Origin of the sequence: Kribbella sp. NPDC049584 (assembly GCF_040675555.1) — a bacterium.
GTDB lineage: Bacteria > Actinomycetota > Actinomycetes > Propionibacteriales > Kribbellaceae > Kribbella.
Window position 1 is genome coordinate 219,691 of the sequence record NZ_JBFAPF010000005.1, and the last position, 17,699, is coordinate 237,389.

At 68.6% G+C, this 17,699-nt stretch carries 19 protein-coding genes; 13 read left to right on the forward strand and 6 right to left on the reverse strand.

Annotated elements, in window-relative coordinates:
* Positions 1-118: 118 nt before the first annotated feature.
* Entirely contained in the window at positions 119-586 is a 468-nt protein-coding gene (gene bcp, locus AB0J62_RS19895; RefSeq protein WP_363872638.1) for a thioredoxin-dependent thiol peroxidase, read from the reverse strand.
* Between the two features lie 54 nt (positions 587-640).
* Here bcp and AB0J62_RS19900 point away from each other — a divergent pair, with 54 nt between their 5' ends.
* The 6 genes from AB0J62_RS19900 (at position 641) to AB0J62_RS19925 (ending at position 5,733) form a co-directional block, all read left to right on the forward strand.
* Positions 641-2,218: a circularly permuted type 2 ATP-grasp protein gene (locus AB0J62_RS19900; protein WP_363872643.1), complete on the forward strand. Its 1,578-nt coding sequence runs from the start codon at positions 641-643 to the stop codon at positions 2,216-2,218.
* A gap of 16 nt (positions 2,219-2,234) precedes the next feature.
* A complete protein-coding gene (locus AB0J62_RS19905; RefSeq protein ID WP_363872646.1) occupies positions 2,235-3,179 on the forward strand; it encodes an alpha-E domain-containing protein in 945 nt (314 codons plus the stop codon).
* The gene (locus AB0J62_RS19910; protein WP_363872649.1) at positions 3,176-4,018 is read left to right on the forward strand and encodes a transglutaminase family protein; all 843 of its coding nucleotides are present in this window, start codon (positions 3,176-3,178) and stop codon (positions 4,016-4,018) included. The genes AB0J62_RS19905 and AB0J62_RS19910 overlap by 4 nt, the downstream gene beginning before the upstream one ends.
* Positions 4,019-4,022: 4 nt before the next feature.
* Positions 4,023-5,066 (forward strand): glucose 1-dehydrogenase, encoded by a 1,044-nt coding sequence (locus AB0J62_RS19915; protein ID WP_363872652.1) that lies wholly within the window; start codon positions 4,023-4,025, stop codon positions 5,064-5,066.
* Between the two features lie 68 nt (positions 5,067-5,134).
* Complete coding sequence (locus AB0J62_RS19920) at positions 5,135-5,398, forward strand: DUF3618 domain-containing protein (protein WP_363872655.1); 264 nt, start codon at positions 5,135-5,137, stop codon at positions 5,396-5,398.
* A gap of 41 nt (positions 5,399-5,439) precedes the next feature.
* On the forward strand, positions 5,440-5,733 hold the full coding sequence (locus AB0J62_RS19925; RefSeq protein WP_130445451.1) for a co-chaperone GroES: 294 nt from the start codon (positions 5,440-5,442) through the stop codon (positions 5,731-5,733).
* 8 nt (positions 5,734-5,741) lie between these two features.
* Here the strand turns inward: AB0J62_RS19925 and AB0J62_RS19930 are convergent, their stop codons facing one another.
* Positions 5,742-6,806 (reverse strand): FAD-dependent oxidoreductase, encoded by a 1,065-nt coding sequence (locus tag AB0J62_RS19930; RefSeq protein WP_363872659.1) that lies wholly within the window; start codon positions 6,804-6,806, stop codon positions 5,742-5,744.
* 105 nt (positions 6,807-6,911) lie between these two features.
* On the opposite strand from AB0J62_RS19930, the gene dapC reads away from it, so the two are divergent.
* From dapC to AB0J62_RS19960, 6 genes are all read left to right on the forward strand, one after another.
* Positions 6,912-8,012: a succinyldiaminopimelate transaminase gene (dapC, locus tag AB0J62_RS19935; RefSeq protein WP_363873502.1), complete on the forward strand. Its 1,101-nt coding sequence runs from the start codon at positions 6,912-6,914 to the stop codon at positions 8,010-8,012.
* A gap of 84 nt (positions 8,013-8,096) precedes the next feature.
* Positions 8,097-9,449 carry a M15 family metallopeptidase gene (locus AB0J62_RS19940; protein ID WP_363872662.1) on the forward strand — a complete coding sequence of 451 codons (1,353 nt, stop codon included), beginning with the start codon at positions 8,097-8,099 and terminating at the stop codon, positions 9,447-9,449.
* Positions 9,446-10,267, forward strand: coding sequence for a hypothetical protein (locus AB0J62_RS19945; protein ID WP_363872666.1), 822 nt, complete (start codon positions 9,446-9,448; stop codon positions 10,265-10,267). The genes AB0J62_RS19940 and AB0J62_RS19945 overlap by 4 nt, the downstream gene beginning before the upstream one ends.
* 100 nt (positions 10,268-10,367) lie before the next feature.
* Positions 10,368-11,534, forward strand: coding sequence for an amino acid deaminase/aldolase (locus AB0J62_RS19950; RefSeq protein ID WP_363872669.1), 1,167 nt, complete (start codon positions 10,368-10,370; stop codon positions 11,532-11,534).
* Positions 11,531-12,829, forward strand: a complete 1,299-nt coding sequence (locus AB0J62_RS19955) for a D-arabinono-1,4-lactone oxidase (protein WP_363872672.1) — start codon at positions 11,531-11,533, stop codon at positions 12,827-12,829. Before AB0J62_RS19950 ends, AB0J62_RS19955 begins: the two co-directional genes overlap by 4 nt.
* A gap of 28 nt (positions 12,830-12,857) precedes the next feature.
* On the forward strand, positions 12,858-13,577 hold the full coding sequence (locus AB0J62_RS19960) for a PIG-L deacetylase family protein (protein ID WP_363872675.1): 720 nt from the start codon (positions 12,858-12,860) through the stop codon (positions 13,575-13,577).
* Here AB0J62_RS19960 and AB0J62_RS19965 read toward each other — a convergent pair.
* The 4 genes from AB0J62_RS19965 to AB0J62_RS19980 all read right to left on the reverse strand — a co-directional run bounded on the left by AB0J62_RS19965 (position 13,567) and on the right by AB0J62_RS19980 (position 16,797).
* Positions 13,567-13,983 (reverse strand): hypothetical protein, encoded by a 417-nt coding sequence (locus AB0J62_RS19965; RefSeq protein ID WP_363872678.1) that lies wholly within the window; start codon positions 13,981-13,983, stop codon positions 13,567-13,569. The two genes, AB0J62_RS19960 and AB0J62_RS19965, sit on opposite strands and share 11 nt — an antisense overlap.
* A 46-nt stretch (positions 13,984-14,029) precedes the next feature.
* The gene (locus AB0J62_RS19970; protein WP_363872681.1) at positions 14,030-14,959 is read right to left on the reverse strand and encodes an alpha/beta hydrolase; all 930 of its coding nucleotides are present in this window, start codon (positions 14,957-14,959) and stop codon (positions 14,030-14,032) included.
* Between the two features lie 21 nt (positions 14,960-14,980).
* Positions 14,981-15,529: a DUF6817 domain-containing protein gene (locus tag AB0J62_RS19975; RefSeq protein ID WP_363872684.1), complete on the reverse strand. Its 549-nt coding sequence runs from the start codon at positions 15,527-15,529 to the stop codon at positions 14,981-14,983.
* Between the two features lie 353 nt (positions 15,530-15,882).
* Positions 15,883-16,797: a LysR family transcriptional regulator gene (locus AB0J62_RS19980; protein ID WP_363872687.1), complete on the reverse strand. Its 915-nt coding sequence runs from the start codon at positions 16,795-16,797 to the stop codon at positions 15,883-15,885.
* 157 nt (positions 16,798-16,954) lie between these two features.
* Here AB0J62_RS19980 and AB0J62_RS19985 point away from each other — a divergent pair, with 157 nt between their 5' ends.
* Complete coding sequence (locus AB0J62_RS19985) at positions 16,955-17,698, forward strand: glucose 1-dehydrogenase (protein WP_363872691.1); 744 nt, start codon at positions 16,955-16,957, stop codon at positions 17,696-17,698.
* The last annotated feature ends 1 nt before the right edge of the window (position 17,699 follow it).

Below are 17,699 nucleotides of genomic sequence, written 5' to 3' on the forward strand. Positions count from 1 at the left end.
TCAAACGACCGTTCCATGGACCATCCCCGTGAAACGGTCGAAGGTTTCCCTCTGGAACAGCGTCGGGGAGGGTGCCTTTTCACACTCCTCTTAACAGTGTGGGTTCACAGCGGGGGATTCACAGTCCCAGGTCGCGGCGCAGCTTCGCGACGTGCCCGGTGGCCTTCACGTTGTACTGCGCGACGGCGATCTTCCCGTCCGGGTCGACGACGAACGTGGACCGGATCACGCCGGTCACCTTCTTGCCGTACATGGTCTTCTCGCCGAACGCGCCGTAGGCCTGCAGGACCTCCTTGTCGGGGTCGCTGAGCAGCGGGAACGTCACGCCGTCGCGCTCGCGGAACTTCGCCAGCTTGGCCGGCTTGTCCGGGGAGATCCCGAGTACGGCGTACCCGTGGGCCTGCAGCGAGTCGAGCGAGTCGCGGAAGTCGCACGCCTGCTTGGTGCAGCCCGGGGTCATCGCGGCCGGGTAGAAGTAGACGATCACGTTCTTCCCGCGCAGGTCCTTCAGCGCCACGTCGTTGCCGTCGGCATCGGGCAGGGTGAAGTCGGGTGCGGTGTCGCCGACGGACAGACGATCGGGCATCAGGTCCTCCAGGAATTGATTGAAGTGCCGCAATCGTACGGGCAAGATGCGCAGATGAGTCCCCGGCAACTCTTCGACGGCTACCTCGATCCGCGCCGCCCGCACGCGGGGGCGTACGACGAGATGTTCGACCCGGTCGACGGTGTGCGTACGGCGTACAAGCGGCTGCACGACTCGCTCGAACCCCTGCAACCCGGGGATCTGACCACCCGCGCCGAGGCACTGGACCGGGCACTGGTCGACCAAGGGATCACGTTCAGCCTGTCAGGGGAGGAGCGGCCGTTCCCGCTCGACCTGGTGCCGCGGGTGATCACTGCGGCGGAGTGGTCCCGGCTGGAGCGCGGCGTGGTGCAGCGGGTGCGTGCACTGGAGGCACTCCTCGCTGACATCTACGGCGACCAGCAGATCGTTGCGGACGGGGTATTGCCTCGCCGGCTGATCACTTCCTGCGAACACTTCCACCGGCAGGCTGCAGGTATCGCACCGCCGAACGGCGTACGCATTCACGTGGCCGGCATCGACGTGGTCCGCGACGAGCAGGGTGACTTCCGCGTGCTCGAGGACAACCTGCGCAGCCCGTCCGGGGTGTCGTACGTGATGGAGAACCGCCGGACGATGGCGCGAGTCTTCCCGGACCTGTTCGCCAAGCACCGGGTGCGCGCGGTCGGAGACTACGCGGTACATCTGCTCCGGGCGCTACGGGCTGCGGCTCCCACTACTGCGACCGATCCGAACGTCGTAGTGCTGACACCGGGTGTCTACAACTCGGCGTACTTCGAGCACTCGCTGCTGGCGCGCCAGATGGGGGTGGAGCTGGTCGAGGGGCGCGACCTGTTCGCCCGCAACAACGTCATCTACCTACGGACCACGGAGGGCGAGCAGCGAGTCGACGTGATCTATCGGCGGATCGACGACGAGTTCCTGGACCCTGTGCAGTTCCTGCCCGACTCAGCGCTCGGTGTGGCCGGTCTGGTCAATGCGGCGCGGTCAGGCAACGTCGTGATCGCCAACGCGGTCGGCAACGGCGTGGGCGACGACAAGCTGATCTACACGTACCTGCCGGAGATCCTGAAGTACTACCTCGGCGAGACGCCTCTGCTGCCGAACGTCGACACGTACCGGTGCTGGTTGCCCGCAGAGCAGACCGAAGTACTGGACCGCCTCGACGAGTTGGTCACGAAGCCGGTGGAGGGCTCTGGTGGCTACGGCATCGTGTTCGGGCCGGATGCCTCGTCGAAGGAGCTCCAGGCGCAGCGCCGTCGCATCAAGGCCAATCCGCGCGGATGGATCGCGCAGCCCGTCGTACAGCTGTCCACTGTGCCCACGAAGGTGGGTGAACGGCTGCAGCCGCGACATGTGGATCTGCGGCCGTTCGCGGTCAACGACGGCGACGACGTGTTCGTTCTGCCCGGTGGACTGACCAGAGTGGCGATTCCCGAGGGCAGTCTGATCGTCAACTCGTCACAGGGCGGTGGCTCCAAGGACACGTGGGTCCTGGCGCCCAGAGCGTCCGACGACGACGCCGAGCTCCGTGGGCCCGGTCTGGGCACGGGGACGGTGAAGCAGGACGGGGCGTCGACGCCGGAGCGCGGTCCAGAGCTCAACCTCGCCCAACAGCAGCAGCAACAGTGATGGGGAGGTGCTGACGATGCTCGCACGCAACGCCGAGTCGCTGTACTGGATCGGCCGGTACGTCGAACGTGCGGACGACACCGCGCGGATCCTCGACGTCTCGGTCCACCAGCTGCTCGAGGACGCCACCGTCGATGCGGACACGGCCAGCCGCAGGCTGCTCTCGGTCCTCGGCATCACTCCGCCCGACGGCAGCACCCTGGACGTGTGGGGTCTGACCGAGCAGGTCGCGATGTCGCCGGAGACCGGGTCGATCGTCTCCTCGATCGCCAGCGCTCGCGAGAACACCCGCGTCGCGCGTGAGGTGGTGTCCAGCGAGCTGTGGCAGTGCATCAACGCCATGTGGAACGCCGTACCCGAGCGGCAGCGGGCCGCGCGGCGCGTGGGGCCGCACGAGTTCTTCACGTTCGTGGAGGACCGGGCGGCGATGTTCGCCGGGCTGGCCGACTCCACGATGAGTCGCGATGACGGATGGCGATTCCTCGTGCTCGGTCGCTCGATCGAGCGCGTGGACATGATCGTCCGGATGCTGATGTCCCGGGTCGGCGACCGTCCGACGTCACCGGGCTGGGTGACGGTACTGCGTTCCGCGGGCGCACACGACACGTACTTGCGGACGTACCGCGGGGCACTGGATGCCTCGCGAGTAGTGCAGTTCTTGTTGCTGGATCGGCTGTTCCCGCGGTCGGTGTTCCATGCGTTGCAGCAGGCTGAGTCCTGTCTCGACGACCTCGACCACGGGCCGGCAGTCCGAATCGGTGCCGGTGCCGAGGCGGCGCGGTTGCTGGGCAAGGCCCGCAGCGATCTGGAGTTCCTGCGACCCGCGGACCTGCTGGACAACCTCACCGGCAGACTGCAGGACCTGCAGACCACGGTCCGCGAGGTCGGCGAGGCCGTGTCGCGCCAGTACTTCCATGCGGTGCCGTGGATCGAGTGGAACAACGCGGAGGTGAACCTGTGAATTGGCGTCTCCGAGTGGTGCACACGACCGGCTACAGGTACGCGACAGCCGTCACGCAGTCGTACAACGAGGCCAGGCTGACCCCGCGCGATGACGGCCGGCAGAACCTCATGGTGTCGCGGGTGGAGACAGTCCCCCCGACCCGTGCGTACAAATACACGGACTACTGGGGTACTGAGGTCAACTCGTTCGACCTGCACACTCCACACACCGAGCTGAAGGTGATCGCGGCCTCTGTGGTCGAGACGACCGACCAGACTGCCCCGTCCGTCAACGCGACCTGGTCCCAGCTGAAGTCGCCTGAGGTCCTCGACGCGTACGCGGAGTACCTGGAGTGGACCAGCTACGTCCCGAAGCACCGTGAGCTCGCTGCGGTTGCGCGCTCGCTACGTAAGGGCAGTACACCGCAGGAGACCGTGCTGGCCGTGTCCAAATGGGTGCACGACACGCTGACGTACCAGCGCGGTACCACTGGTGTGCACTCGTCGGCTGTCGACGCCTGGCAGGCCGGTGAGGGCGTCTGTCAGGACTACGCGCACCTGACGCTGGCCATGCTGAGGGCGGTCGATGTACCCGCCCGCTATGTCTCCGGCTATCTGCACACCAAGCCGGACGCCGCAGTGGGCGAGACGGTCGTCGGTGAGAGCCATGCGTGGGTGGAGGCGTGGACCGGCGAGTGGTGGGGATTCGACCCGACCAACGACATCCCGATCGGTCACCGGCACGTCTGGGTGGCGACCGGGCGGGACTACGGCGACGTGTCACCGCTGAAGGGCACCTACTCCGGTGGCGCCGCGACGGCTATCGAGGTGACCGTCGACATGACCCGGTTAGCCTGAGCCCATGCGGGCCATGACAGTGACGCCGGGCAAGTCCGACTCGGCGACAGTAGGCGAGGTCTCGGAGCCTCCCGTTGCCGACGGTTCGATCCTCGTGGAGGGCCTGCTGACGGGCATCTGCGGGACCGACATCGAGCTGGTGTCGGGGGCGTTCGGCAGCGGACGTCCGGGATCGGACCAGCTGGTCGTCGGACACGAGTCGCTCGGGCGCGTACTGGACGCGCCTACGGGCTCCGGCTTCGTTGCCGGTGACCTGGTGGCCGGAGTGGTCCGCCGACCTGACCCGGTGCCGTGCCCGGCGTGTGCGCGCGGCGAGTGGGACTTCTGCCGCAATGGGCAGTACACCGAGCGCGGTATCAAGGAAATGGACGGGTACGGCGCTGAGCGCTGGCGGGTCGACCCGTACTTCGCCGTGCCGATCCCTGCTGAGCTGGGAGAGCTCGGCGTACTCGTGGAGCCGGCCAGCATTTTGACCAAGGCGTGGGAGCAGGTGGACCGGGTCGGCGCGCGGTCGTGGTTCGGTCCGCAGCAGGTGCTCGTTACCGGGGCTGGGCCGATCGGGCTGCTCGCGGCGCTCATCGCCCGGCAGCGCGGGTACGACGTACATGTGCTGGACAGGGTCTCGGACGGGCCGAAGCCGGAGCTCGTCCGGGCGCTGGGCGGGACGTACCTGACGGACCTGAGTGAGCTCGGTGTCGTGCCCGATGTGGTGATCGAGGCGACCGGAGCCGGGCAGCTGGTGTTCGACTGCGCGTCGCTGCTCCCACCGGCCGGTGTGATGTGTCTGGCCGGGATCCACCCCGGGCCGGCGACTGTCGACGTACAGCTGGACGCACTGGTCCGGCAGTTGGTGGTGCGCAACGCCGCACTGGTCGGGACGGTGAACGCGGGCAAACGGCACTACGCGGACGCTGTCGACGTGCTGCTCGCGGCTGATCGGGCCTGGCTGCAGCGGTTGATCACCCGGACCGTGCCGCTGTCGCACTGGCCGGATGCATTGGTGCGGGAACCGGACGACATCAAGGTGGTCGTGGACTTGCGGGGATGACCTGCGAGGATGGTGGGTGACGAGGGGCGGATCGGGGCATGCCCCGCGGATGGAAGGAGCGTCGACAGGTGTCGGACACGAAGGCTCGGACCGCCGAGCAGATCGAGGCGGACATCGCCGCCACGCGGTTGCGCCTGGCCTCGACCGTCGACGAGTTGGTCGACCGCGCGAACCCGAAGAACGTGGCCCTGCGGCAGGTCGAGCAGGCCAAGTCCCAGGTCTTCGACGAGCAGGGCCGGCTGCGGACCCAGAAGCTCGCCGCGGTCGCCGGTGCGGTGATCGGCGTCGTCGGCATGCTGCTGGTGATCCGCCGGCTGGTGGGTCGCCGGTGACTCCACGCAAGCGGCTGTCCGACGACAAACTCCCGATCCGGATGCTGCACGACCGCGTCCTGGTCTCCCTCGAGCAGGAGGGCGAGCGAAAGTCGTCGGCCGGCATCTTGATCCCTGCCACCGCCCAGATGGGCCGCCGGCTCGCCTGGGCGAAGGTGGTGGCGGTCGGCGCGAACGTACGGACAGTGGAGGTCGACGACCGCGTTCTCTTCGACCCGGAGGACCGGGCCGAGGTGGAGGTGCGCGGCGACGACTACATCCTGCTGCGCGAGCGCGACCTGCACGCGGTCGCGGCCGGCCGTCTCGAAGACGGCCAGACCGGCCTCTATCTCTGAAACCGGCCCTATCTCTGAAATCGGAAGTGGGCCGGAGTGTCCGGCCCACCCGTGACCAGGTCACGGACGAACGCGCCCACCAGCGGCACGAACTTGAAGCCCTGGCCGGAGAACCCGGCGGCCACGGTGATCGGTCCGGCCCGGTCGATCACGAAGGTGGCCGAGGGCGTGTTGTCGTAGAGGCAACTGATCGGAGTGGACCGGGAAGGATCCAGCCCGGGGTACCACTGCTCGACGTACTCCAGCAGCGCCGAGTCCCGCTCCGGCTCCGGCCGGAAGTCGCGCGTGTCCGGGTCGACTTCTGGTCCGCTCGCATGCAGGCCCACCTTCACTCCGGACCCGGGCTCGTAAAGGCCATAGCTGTCCGGACCCCAGTGCACGAAGCTCGGCCACTCCATGTTCTCGGAGAGCGGTGCAAAGAACCGCGGCTGCTCCTGCGTCACTCTGAACTGCGGCAACGGCACCAGACCGCTCAGCAACTTCGGAGTCCACGGTCCAGCGGTCACCACAACCTGCTGCGCCCGCACAGCCCCACCCGGTACGTCGAGCTCCACCATGGCGTCGTGGATCCGTAGCGCCCGTACTGGTGACTGCACGCGGAACTCCGCGCCTAGCCGAGCAGCCACCGTCTGCAACGCGTGCACCGCGCGATCGGCGTACAGCCGACCTGATCCTGGCTGGTAGAGCACCGGACTCTCGAACCGGAACCCGGGCCACCGCTCCGCAGCCTCTTCGGCGGCGAGCACCGACCCGGTTGCCGCGTGCAACAACCGGAACGTGTCGACCGACTCGGGACTCATCCCGTGGTCGATCCCACCGGTCTCCTCGAGCAGCGTCTCGCCCGAGTCGGCCTCCAGTTCGCGCCACAACGGCCGCGCCCTCTCGGTCAGCTCGGCCACCTCGGCGTCGTCCGCAGCCGGCCGGAACAACCTGGTCGCGCCGTGCGAGCCACCTCGCTCGTGGCCGAGCGTGAACTGCTCCAGTACGACGACCTCGCGCCCCGCAGCCGCCAGCGCACGAGCCGCCGCCGACCCCATCGCACCGGCCCCCACCACCGCTACGTCGTACGTCATCCCAGCAGAGTACGGGCGGCGCGCAGACGTCAGAAGGCGTCAGGTTCTCGCGGAGCGGGCAGGCGGAGGCGGTGCGATCGGCAGGCGGGGGAGAATAGGCCCGTGATCTTCGAGACCTCCAGCCGGTTGCCAGATTTCCCGTGGGACAAGCTCGCCCCTTACAAGCAGAAGGCGGCCGAGCATCCCGACGGCATCGTCGACCTGTCCATCGGCAGTCCGGTGGACCCGGTGCCCGAGCTGGTGAAGAAGGCGCTGGCCGACGCCGCGGACGCCCCGTCGTACCCGACGACTCTTGGTACGTCGGCAGCGCGGCAGGCGGCTGTGGACTGGATGGCCCGGCGTCTCGACGTGACCGGAGTGGACCCGCTGACCGGCGTACTGCCCGTGATCGGCACGAAAGAGCTGATCATGATGCTGCCGACGCTGCTGGGCATCGGCGCGGGTGACACCGTCCTCATCCCGGATCTGGCGTATCCGACGTACGAGGCTGGCGCTGCGCTCGCCCGCGCGACCAGCGTGCCCGTGGCGGACCCCACGACGTACGACGGGCCGGCGCGGGTCGCGTACCTCAACTCGCCGCGCAATCCGTCCGGTGAGATCACCTCTGCGGACGATCTGCGCCGGGCGGTCGAGTGGGCGCGGGCGAACGACGTACTGCTGGTCAGCGACGAGTGCTACACCGAGTTCGGCTGGGACGAGAAGCCGGTGTCTGTGCTGCACCCGGACGTGTCCGGTGGCAGCTTCGACAACCTGCTCGCGGTGCACTCGCTGTCGAAGCGGTCCAACCTGGCCGGGTACCGCGGTGGCTTCGTGGCCGGTGACCCGACCGTGGTGACCGAACTGCTTGCCGTACGCAAGCACGCCGGGCTGATGGTGCCGTCGCCGATTCAGGCTGCGATGGCTGCCGCTTTCGCGGACGACGTACACGTGGAGGAGCAGCGTGCTCGCTACCTCCGCCGGCGTGCGGTACTGCGGGAAGCGCTGACCGATGCGGGCTGGGAGATCACGCTGTCCAACGGCGGGCTCTACCTGTGGGCGTCGCACCCGTCGTACGACGCGTACGGCTCGGTCGGGGCGCTGGCGGACCGCGGCATCCTGGTCGCTCCCGGCGCGTTCTACGGCGCCGCTGGTGAGCGACACGTCCGCGTCGCGCTCACCGGGACCGACGAGCGCATCGACTCAGCGGTGAAGCGGCTGCAGGAGTAAACGAAGTCCACGCTCCCCTGTGACGTCTCCCGGTGTGGCCGCCTCTTATAAAGGGTAGGACTTGTCGAGGGGAGGGTGAGGCGGATGAGACGCTTCGTTGGGGTGGCTGTTGCGGTGCTGCTGGGTCTGGGGCCGGTGGGTGTCGCGCACGCGGACGACTCGCCGTCGCCCGGAGTCACGCCAACCGAGACGCCCGCTACGGCGACCCCGACACCTAAGCCGGTGGTGACGCCCGCGGCTACCCCTACGCCTGCCCAGACTCCCACGCCTGCTGCGACACCGACCCCCGCTGCGACCCCAACGCCGGCCTGGTCGATCACCCTGGATCAGCCGGCCGCGTCCTGGGAGGACAAGCCGACGGTCTTCACCGGCAAGATCAGCCAGCCGATCACCGGGTCGTACATCACCTTGTGGCAGCGCGTCCCCGGCGCCTGGGTACTGCGTGCGTCGACCCGCACTACTACCGGCGGGGTGTACCGCTTCAGCTACATCTCGGCGTACACCGGAACCTGGGCGTTCCGGACGATGATCGGTGTGAAGGCGGAGACGGCGCTCGCCATCTCGGCGTACCGGACCGTGCCGATCCAGGACCGGAAGATCCTGATCAACACGCCGGCGGCCTGGTACGCCACGCTCACCGGCGTCTCGGTGACCGGCCGGATGGTGCCGGCCGAGCCGGGCAAGGAGCTCGCGCTGCAGAGCTATCTCGGCAGCGGCAAGTGGCAGCTGCTCAACATCGGGATCATGGATGCCAAGGGCAACTTCCGGCTCCGGCTCCCCGACGACCTTCCGGCCACCCGGACCGTGCGCGTCGTCACCAGGTACGTCAGCCAGGCCGCGATGGAGTACTCCGGGCTCGCCACGATCGTCATCAAAGCCGCCCTGAACCCCAAGGTGTACGCCGTCTCCGCCGCCATGGTGCCGAACACGTACCGGGCCGGCTGTCCGGTCGCGCCGGCGTCGCTGCGGCTCCTGCAGCTGAACTACTGGGGTTTCGACGGCCACGTACACCGCGGCGAGCTGATCCTGCGGGACGCCGCCGTGGCGAAGATGATCACGGTCTGGACCACGACGTTCGCCTCGAAGTTCCCGATCCGGCAGATGCGGCGCGTGGACGTGTTCGGCGGCAGCGACGTGAAGTCGATGGCGGCCGACAACACGTCGGCGTTCAACTGCCGGCGGGTGACCGGTGATCCGTACTCGCTGTCGCCGCACTCGTACGGGTGGGCGATCGACATCAACACCGTCGAGAACCCGTACCTGGCCGCGAACGGCGTCTGGTACCCGTCGAACGGGCTCGCGTACCGCACGCGTACGCCGGCGCATCCCGGCATGCTGTTCGCGAGCAGCGTCGCCACCAAGGCACTGGTCGGGCAGGGCTATTTCTGGGGCGCCGGCTGGGCCAAGCCCGACTACCAGCACTTCGAGCCCAAGTGAGACGTGTCGGGAGCGGCTGGAGTGGCCGGCGCGGAGGCGTCGGTGTCGCTGGGGTGCTGGCCGTCGTACTCGCGGGCTGCACCTCGAACTCGGCTGCCCAGCAGCCCGCACCGGGTGTCGTCCAGCAGTCCGCCACGCCGGTGATCCCGAGCACCGTCGGAGGCACTGTGCCGGTGCCGCCCGCCACGATGAGCACCGCCAAACCCACGGATGCGGCCGTCCCACCGGAGCTGCCGGAGCAGGCGACCGCGCCACCACCCGTCAACGCCGGACCGCTCACGGCCCACAACCTGCCGACTCCCGACAAGCTCGGCCCCGGCTGGAAGACCTACACCGACCCAGGCGGCGCCGAGGCCGGATTCATCGGCAACAACACCTGGACGCGCCGCCGCGACCCCCACCAAGCCTCCTACGAGGCCCTACCGTCCGGCTGCGCAGGTAAGCCCGTCACCGGCACCCTTCCCATCCCGGCGTACGCCCTGACCGGCAGTTACCGCACAGCCGACAACCAGCCCGCCACCGCCCTCCTGCTGCGCTTCAAAGACTCCGGGCAGGCGACGAGCTACTACGCCGGATACCAGGCCCGCATGAAGGCATGCGGCTCGGGCGGCGACCTGTCTGTCAAAGAGCTCTGGACCACAGCCACCGCAACTGCGGCAGTTCGTACCTACGCCGCAGCCGAGTCCTACGTAGACCTCTCGGTGGTCCACGGCTCCACAGTCGCCCTGCTCGCAACCACCTCCGCCCAGCCCGACAAACAGTCCGACTGGGCGCACACCGTCGTACCCGCCCTGGAGCAGGTGATAGACGAGTCCTAACCCCTCGCTCCCGGCGCCGGAGGCGCCGTGCTTCTTCTGGTTACTGTGATTCCGCAGAAGTTGTATTACCTTTCAGTATTCTGTGACCTACACTCCGGTTATGGGTGACTTCGACCGGTATGCCCGTCTGACCGCGGGTCTCGACGCGCCGTACGCGGTGATCGACCTCGACGCCTTCCGCCGGAACGCGGACGACCTGGTCCGCCGCGCCGCGGGTACGCCGATCCGCGTCGCGTCCAAGTCGGTCCGCTGTCGTGCGCTGATCGCCGCGGCGCTGAAGCGTCCGGGCTTCCACGGCGTGATGAGCTATGCACTCCCCGAGGCCCTCTGGCTGGCCCGCAACGGCGTCGACGACATCCTTCTCGGCTACCCGACCACCCACCGCACCGCTCTGCGCGAGCTCTCCGAAGACCCGGAAGCGGCCGCGAGGATCACGCTGATGATCGACTCGCCGGAGCACCTCGCATACATCAAGGCGGCTGCCACCGGTACTGCCCGCATCCAGGTCTGCCTCGACGTCGACGCATCCCTCCGCGTCCTCGGCCAGCATCTCGGCGTACGCCGTTCGCCGCTGCGGACCCCCGCCGACGTCGCGGCCCTCGCCCGTACGGTCGCCGCCGACGACGCGTTCGAGCTGACCGGCGTGATGTTCTACGAGGCGCAGATCGCCGGCCTGCCCGACACCTCACCGGCCGTCCGTTGGGTCAAGCGGCGTTCGGCAGCCGAGCTCGCCGATCGCCGCGGCGCGGTCGTTGATGCCGTCAAGCAGGTCGCCGCGCTCCGGATCGTCAACAGCGGCGGGACGGGCAGCCTGGAGATCAGCAGCGCCGACCCGTCCGTCACCGAGGTCACTGCCGGCTCCGGTCTCTACGGCCCGACCCTCTTCGACAAGTACGACATCTTCCAGCCCGAGCACGCAATGGCGTACGCGCTCGACGTCGTACGCCGTCCGGCGCCGCGCATCGCCACGCTCTTCGGCGGCGGCTACGTGGCGTCGGGGCCGGCGAAGAAGTCGCGTTTGCCCTTGCCTGCTTGGCCGTCCGGCCTGAAGCTGCTCGGCACCGAAGGCGCCGGCGAGGTGCAGACTCCGGTCCAGGGACAATCGGCCGATCGGCTGAATCTCGGCGACAGGGTCTGGATGCGCTACGCGAAGGCGGGCGAGCTGCTGGAGCGGTTCGACGTCGTGCACGCGATCGGCTCAGGCGAGTCGGGCGATCAGGTGAGTGAGTTGATCACCTACCGCGGCGAAGGGAAGAACTTCGGATGAGCACCTGGCGGAACTGGTCCGGCACGGAGTCGGCGACCGGGATCGAGACGCTGCGCCCAGGGTCGACCGACGAGCTCGCGGCCGCGGTCAAGTCCGCCGCCGAGCAGGGCAAGAAGCTCAAGGCGGTCGGCTCGGGGCACTCGTTCACGGGTTGCTCGGTGCCGCAGCAGGTGATGATCCGCCTCGACGGACTGTCGTCGATCACCCATGCCGACAAGGATTCCGGCCGGGTGACGGTCGGCGCGGGCACCGGCCTGCGGAAGCTCAACGCGGGGCTGGCCGCCTTCGACCTCGCGATGGCGAACCTCGGCGACATCGACAAGCAGACGATCTCCGGTGCGATCTCCACCGGCACGCACGGGACCGGCGCGGGGCTCGGCGGCCTCGCCACGCAGGTCGTCGCGCTCGACCTGGTCACCGCGGACGGCTCGGTCCTGCACTGCTCGGCCGAGGAGAATCCGGACGTCTTCGCCGCGGTCCGGGTCTCGGTCGGCGCGCTCGGCGTGATCAGCTCACTCACACTGCAGTGCGTGCCGGCGTTCCTGCTGCGCGCTCAGGAGATGCCGTTACCGCTCGGCGAAGTACTGGACGGCTTCAACGAGCTTGCCGACGGCAACGATCACTTCGAGTTCTACTGGTTCCCCCACACCGACATCGCGCTGACCAAGCGCAACAACCGCGTCGCGCCGGGCGTCGATGCAGCTCCGGTCGGCCGGATCCGCGGCTGGGTCGACGACGAACTGCTGTCCAACAAAGTCTTCGAGCTGACCAACCGCCTCGCCGTACGCCGGCCCGGCATGGTTCCGCGGATCAACCAGCTCGCCTCGCGCGCATTGTCGGCGCGGGAGTACGTCGATGCGTCGTACAAGGTGTTCTGCTCCGAGCGCAACGTGATCTTCCGCGAGTCGGAGTACGCCGTGCCGCGCGAGCACGTGGTCGAGGTGATCCGCCGGCTGCGGGACTGGATCGACACCTCGGGGTCGCGGATCCCGTTTCCGATCGAGGTGCGGGTGGCCGCGCCGGACGACATCTGGCTGTCGACCGCGTCGGGGCGTGAGACGGCGTACATCGCGATCCATCAGTACCACCGGCTGCCGCACGATCCGTATTTCCAAGCGTTCGAGAACATCGTCGCCGAGTACGACGGGCGTCCGCACTGGGGCAAGCTGCACACGCTCACCGCGACCGAGCTACGAGCGCGGTACCCGCACTTCGACGACTTCCTCGCCGTCCGCGACCGCCTCGACCCGCAGCGCACCTTCGAGAACGCCTACACCCGGCAGGTCTTCGGCTGAGCGCTCGCCGGGCGATAGCCTGCCAGGCATGAATGCTGCGGAGGGGCTCGAGCCACTGGCCGAGGATTGGCAGAAAGCGCTGGCGATTGTCGCGCACCCGGACGATCTCGAGTGGGGATCGGCGGCCGCGATCGCGCGCTGGACCGGTCAGGGCAAGCAGATCGCGTACTGCCTGCTGACGTCCGGCGAGGCGGGGATCGACGGCGTCGACCCGGCCGAGTGCGGACCGCTGCGGGAGGCCGAGGAGATCGAGTCGGCCCGGATCGTCGGGGTGTCCTCGGTCGAGTTCCTCGGCCAGCCCGACGGGACGATCGAGTACGGCGTACCGCTGCGGCGCATCATCGCCGCCGCGATCCGCCGGCACCAGCCGGAGATCGTCATCACCGGCAACTTCCGCGACACCTGGGACGGCGACGTGGCGCTGAACCAGGCCGACCACATCAACACCGGCCGCGCGGTGGTCGACGCGGTCCGGGACGCCGCCAACCGGTGGATCTTCCCGGACGCCGGCGACAAGTGGGACGGCGTACGGCAGGTCTGGGCGGCCGGCTCACCAAACTCGCGGCACGGGGTGGACACGACCGACACATTCGAGCTCGGGTTGCAGTCGTTGAAGGCACACCAGGCCTACATCGACGGGCTGAACCGCGCCTTCGACCCGGAGGAGTTCCTCGAGGGCGTCTCGCGTCCCGCCGGCACTCGGCTGGGCACGAAGTACGGCGCGCGGTTCGAGGTCTTCACTCCGTAGGGAGCTCGCGGGACGCCTTCAGGTGCGGAGGCATCGGCTTCGGGTGCCGCGGCTCGCGATCGCCGGCGGTGCCCGGGCCGGGCGGGTTGCCCGGGCCGACCCACGAGCGGACCAGCGCGCGGCCGCCCTTGCGGGTCATCCGGACCAGGTCGATCTGCTGGACCTGGCTGGCCGGGATCCCGAGCTGAGCCAGGCTCCGGTTCGCCATCGCACACGCGGCGTCGTGCTTGCGCGGCGAGAGGTTCTGCTGGAGGACGATCGCGATCGTCCCGTCCGGAAGATCTTCGACCCGCTGGAACCGCATGCCCTTGTCGAGCGACCAGGACTTGAGGGCGAGTTCGAGGTAGGCGGAGTCGGTCAGTCGCCGATCGGTCTTCGCGCGCGCAACCACTTCGTAACGGGCCATATCCCGATCATCCGTCGCCCTGCCGACGTTTTCCAGGAATCTGCGATCAGCGAAGTGCGTTGATCGCCGCCGCGACCTCGGTCGGGTCGGAGATCATCGTCAGGTGATTGGCGTTCGGGATCAGCGTCGGCGCGGGTGCTCCGATGCGAGTGGCGGTCTCGGACGCGTTGCCGCCGTTGGTGTCGAGCGCGCCGAACACGACCGACTTCGGGACGGGCAGCCGGCGGAGTTCGGTCAGGCGATCGGCGGACACGGCCGGGATCCCGTGCGCGGTCATCTGCCAGACCGCCTTCTCGGCGCCCGGCTGCCGGAACGGACGCGTCCAGTCGTCGACGTTCATCGCCGGGCAGTCGGGGGAGCAGACGCTGTTGTAGATCTTCTTGAGCAGCCAGCCCTGGTCGAGCACCAGCCGGAACAGCGAGGTCCGGTACGGCGGGACGATCAGCCACCGCGGCGGCCCGGCCTGCCCGCCCGGCAACGGCAGCGCGTCCCCGTCGAGGAACATGATCCCGGCCATCCGGCTCGGCGCCTCCAGCGTTGCCTCGGCGACGACGCCCGCACCGAGCGAGTGCCCGACCAGGATCGGACGCGGTTCACCGGGCCCGCCGAGGTGCATCGCGTCGAGGAATCCGAGCAGCTGCGTCGCGAGATGCTCGATCGTGTACGGCGCCTTGCGCTCGGAGTACCCGTAGCCGGTGATGTCGTACGCGTAGACGCGGTGGGTCGTCGCGAGCAACGGGACGAGTCGCGACCAGGTGTCGACGGATTCCGCCGCACCGTGGACGAGGACGACGGGCGTGCCCGACGTACCCCAGGTCTCGTAGCGGGTGTTCAGATCGCCGGTCCGGACGTACTTCAGGCCGGGAGGCGGTGTGGCGGTCTTGTCGGTGGCGAGGTTGTAGCCGAGCGATGCTGCGGTGACGATCAGCCAGAGCCCGAGAAGTCCCAGGAACCCCCGCCACAGGAACCGTTTCACGCCCTCAGTCTCGCAGGACCCTCAGACACCCTCTTGCAGCTGCAGGATGCGCTGCGACTCGGCGAGGACCGCGGGGGAGGCCAGCGACTGCCAGCGCGGGATCTGCTCGGCGAGGAACGGAGCGAGTTTGACCGCGCGCTCGGCATCGTTGTCGAGGACGTCGAGCTCGTTGACGATCGTCAGGTCCACGAACTCGCGCAGGTCCTCGGAGCCGAGCTCTTCCGACGTACCGGTGAAGCGATCGGTGACCGTGCGATGCTCGGCGAGGTCGCGCCAGGTGGTCTCGCGGTCGCAGGCGCCGTACCGGTAGACGAGCTGCTCGGCTTCGGCACCGATCACCGCCTCCAGGACCGGACGTTCGGTCTGCCAGTCGAACAGGTGGGTGGGAAAACCGTCCGTCCCGTACGCCGCATGCGCGAGGCCGGCGAGCACCAAGGTGTCGGAGGCGCCGAGGGATCCGAGGCGCTTGGCGACCCGGTGCAGGTGGACGTACAGGCTTCCGCCCGCGTGGTCGATCTCGTCGGCGCCGCGCACCAGCAGCAGCGAACCCAAGTCCTGAAAAGTGCTCATCTGACCTCTTCTCACCCCGGAGCGGCCAAATCGCTCGAACAGATCAGGGCCTGCGGACCGACCCAGGTCACCCACGGTAAGGCCAACCACCCACCCCCGCCCACAGCTCCGGCGTGCCGTTTCGGTCACACCCCGTTCATTTCCTGTTCCCCGAGGTGGCGGCCGAGGCTTCGGCGGTCAGGACTTCACCGGACCGCATCCCGGACCGTCCCCTGAAACCCGGGCTCACCCATTCCCACCGGCGATGCCGCTGCCCACCATGAATCCATGAGTAACGCCGCAGCCCGCTGGACCTTGATCGCCGTCATGGCCACGATGACACTGCTCACCATCACGCTGACCAGCGCGCTGAGCTAAGTCGTTGCTGTCGGCAAGGGATGCAGCGCGCGCCGGGTCTCCTCCAGGAGACGGTGCAGGAGGGGATTCGCGCTGTGTTTGGGCCAGATGAGGGCCAGCACGTTCGGCGTCGCGTCGACCAGCGGCAGCCAGGTGAGCTTGGGATGGGCGAAGTACGTGACGGTCGACGCCGGCGCGATCCAGCAGCCGTGGCCCGCCGCGACCAGGTGCAGACACTCCTCCGGAGTGCGCGCCTGGGGTCCGAAGACCGCGCGGCTGCCGTCCGGCCGCGGGTCGATGAACCAGAAGTTCACCACCGCTTCCGGCATCCCGTCCCGCGGACCGACCACTGGTACGTCGGCGAGATCCTCGATGGACAACGACGTACGCGTCTCCAGCCGATGTCCTGGAGGTAGCGCGACCCAGCGCTCTTCCTCGAGCAGTGGGTGGACGGTGAAGCGCGGATCGTCGCCGATCGGCAGCCACAGGAACGCCGCGTCCGCCCGCCCCTCGACGAGCGCGGCGATCTCGTCCGGCAGGGTGTGGGACGCGATCGGCCGTACTTCGACCTCGGGCGCTCCGCGTCGTAGGGCAGCCTCGACCGCGGGCATGAAGTGCGCCGTGCTCTGCGCCTTGAACGTGATCCGCAGCGGATCCGGCCGACCGGCCGCCGCCACCCGCGCCTCGGTGACCATCGCCTGTGCGGAGGACAACAACGCCGCGCCCTGCTTGAGGACGACCTCGCCTGCCGCGGTCAACTCGATGCCGGTCGGGCGCCGCTCGACCAGCGGGGTCCCGATCACCCGCTCCAGTTGACGGATCTGTCCGCTCACTGCCTGCTGCGTCAGATTCAGGACTCCGGCCGCGCGCGTCATGCTGCCCTCGGCCGCAACGGCTTCGAGCGCCTCCAACAGCCGCAGGCTCAGATCCACGCTGCCCACGCTGTCCATGCCGTCCACGCCGTCCTCGCATCCACGCAGTCATCGTGCCACAACGATCCTTTGTGGCCTCGCCAACAAGTCTCTGTTTCCACCGGGCCGCGCTCTGGCAGGACGATCGAAGCAGGTCTCGGAAGGGAGAACGCAGAGGATGACGCTGAACGGGAAGACGGCGCTGGTCACCGGCTCGTCGAAGGGGCTGGGCCGGGCCATCCTGCTCCGCCTCGCCGCCCAGGGTGCGAACGTCGTGGTCAACTACTCCCGCGACGAGTCCGCCGCGAACGAAGTACTCGACGCGGCCAAGGCCCTCGGCGTGCGGGCCATCTCGGTCGCCGCCGACGTGTCCCAGGTCGACGGGATCCAGCGGCTGTACGACGCGACCGTGGACGAGTTCGGCCAGGTGGACATCGTGGTCGCGAACGCCGGCATGGAGAAGGTGAACGTCCCGGTCGCCGACGTCACCGAAGACGACTTCGACCTGCTGTTCCGCGTCAACACCAAGGGCCCTTACTTCGTCCTGCGCGAGGCGGCCCGCCGGATCGCGGACAACGGCCGGATCATCACGATCTCGTCGAACACCACGACCGTCCCGCAGTTGGGCGTCGGCCTGTACGGCACCAGCAAGGTCGCCACCGGCTACCTGGCCCGGGTGCTCGCGCTGGAACTCGGCCCGCGCGGGATCACCGTGAACACGATCGTGCCGGGGCCGATCGACGGCGCGGGGATCTTCACCGACCCGGCCAACGACGAGTACAAGCAGAGCCTGATCGCGATGGTGCCGATCGGGCGGCTGGGCACCACCGAGGACGTGGCCGGGATCGCGTCCTTCCTTGCCAGTGACGAGGCCGGATTGATCACCGGCCAGCAGATCGTCGCCGACGGCGGAATGCACTGAG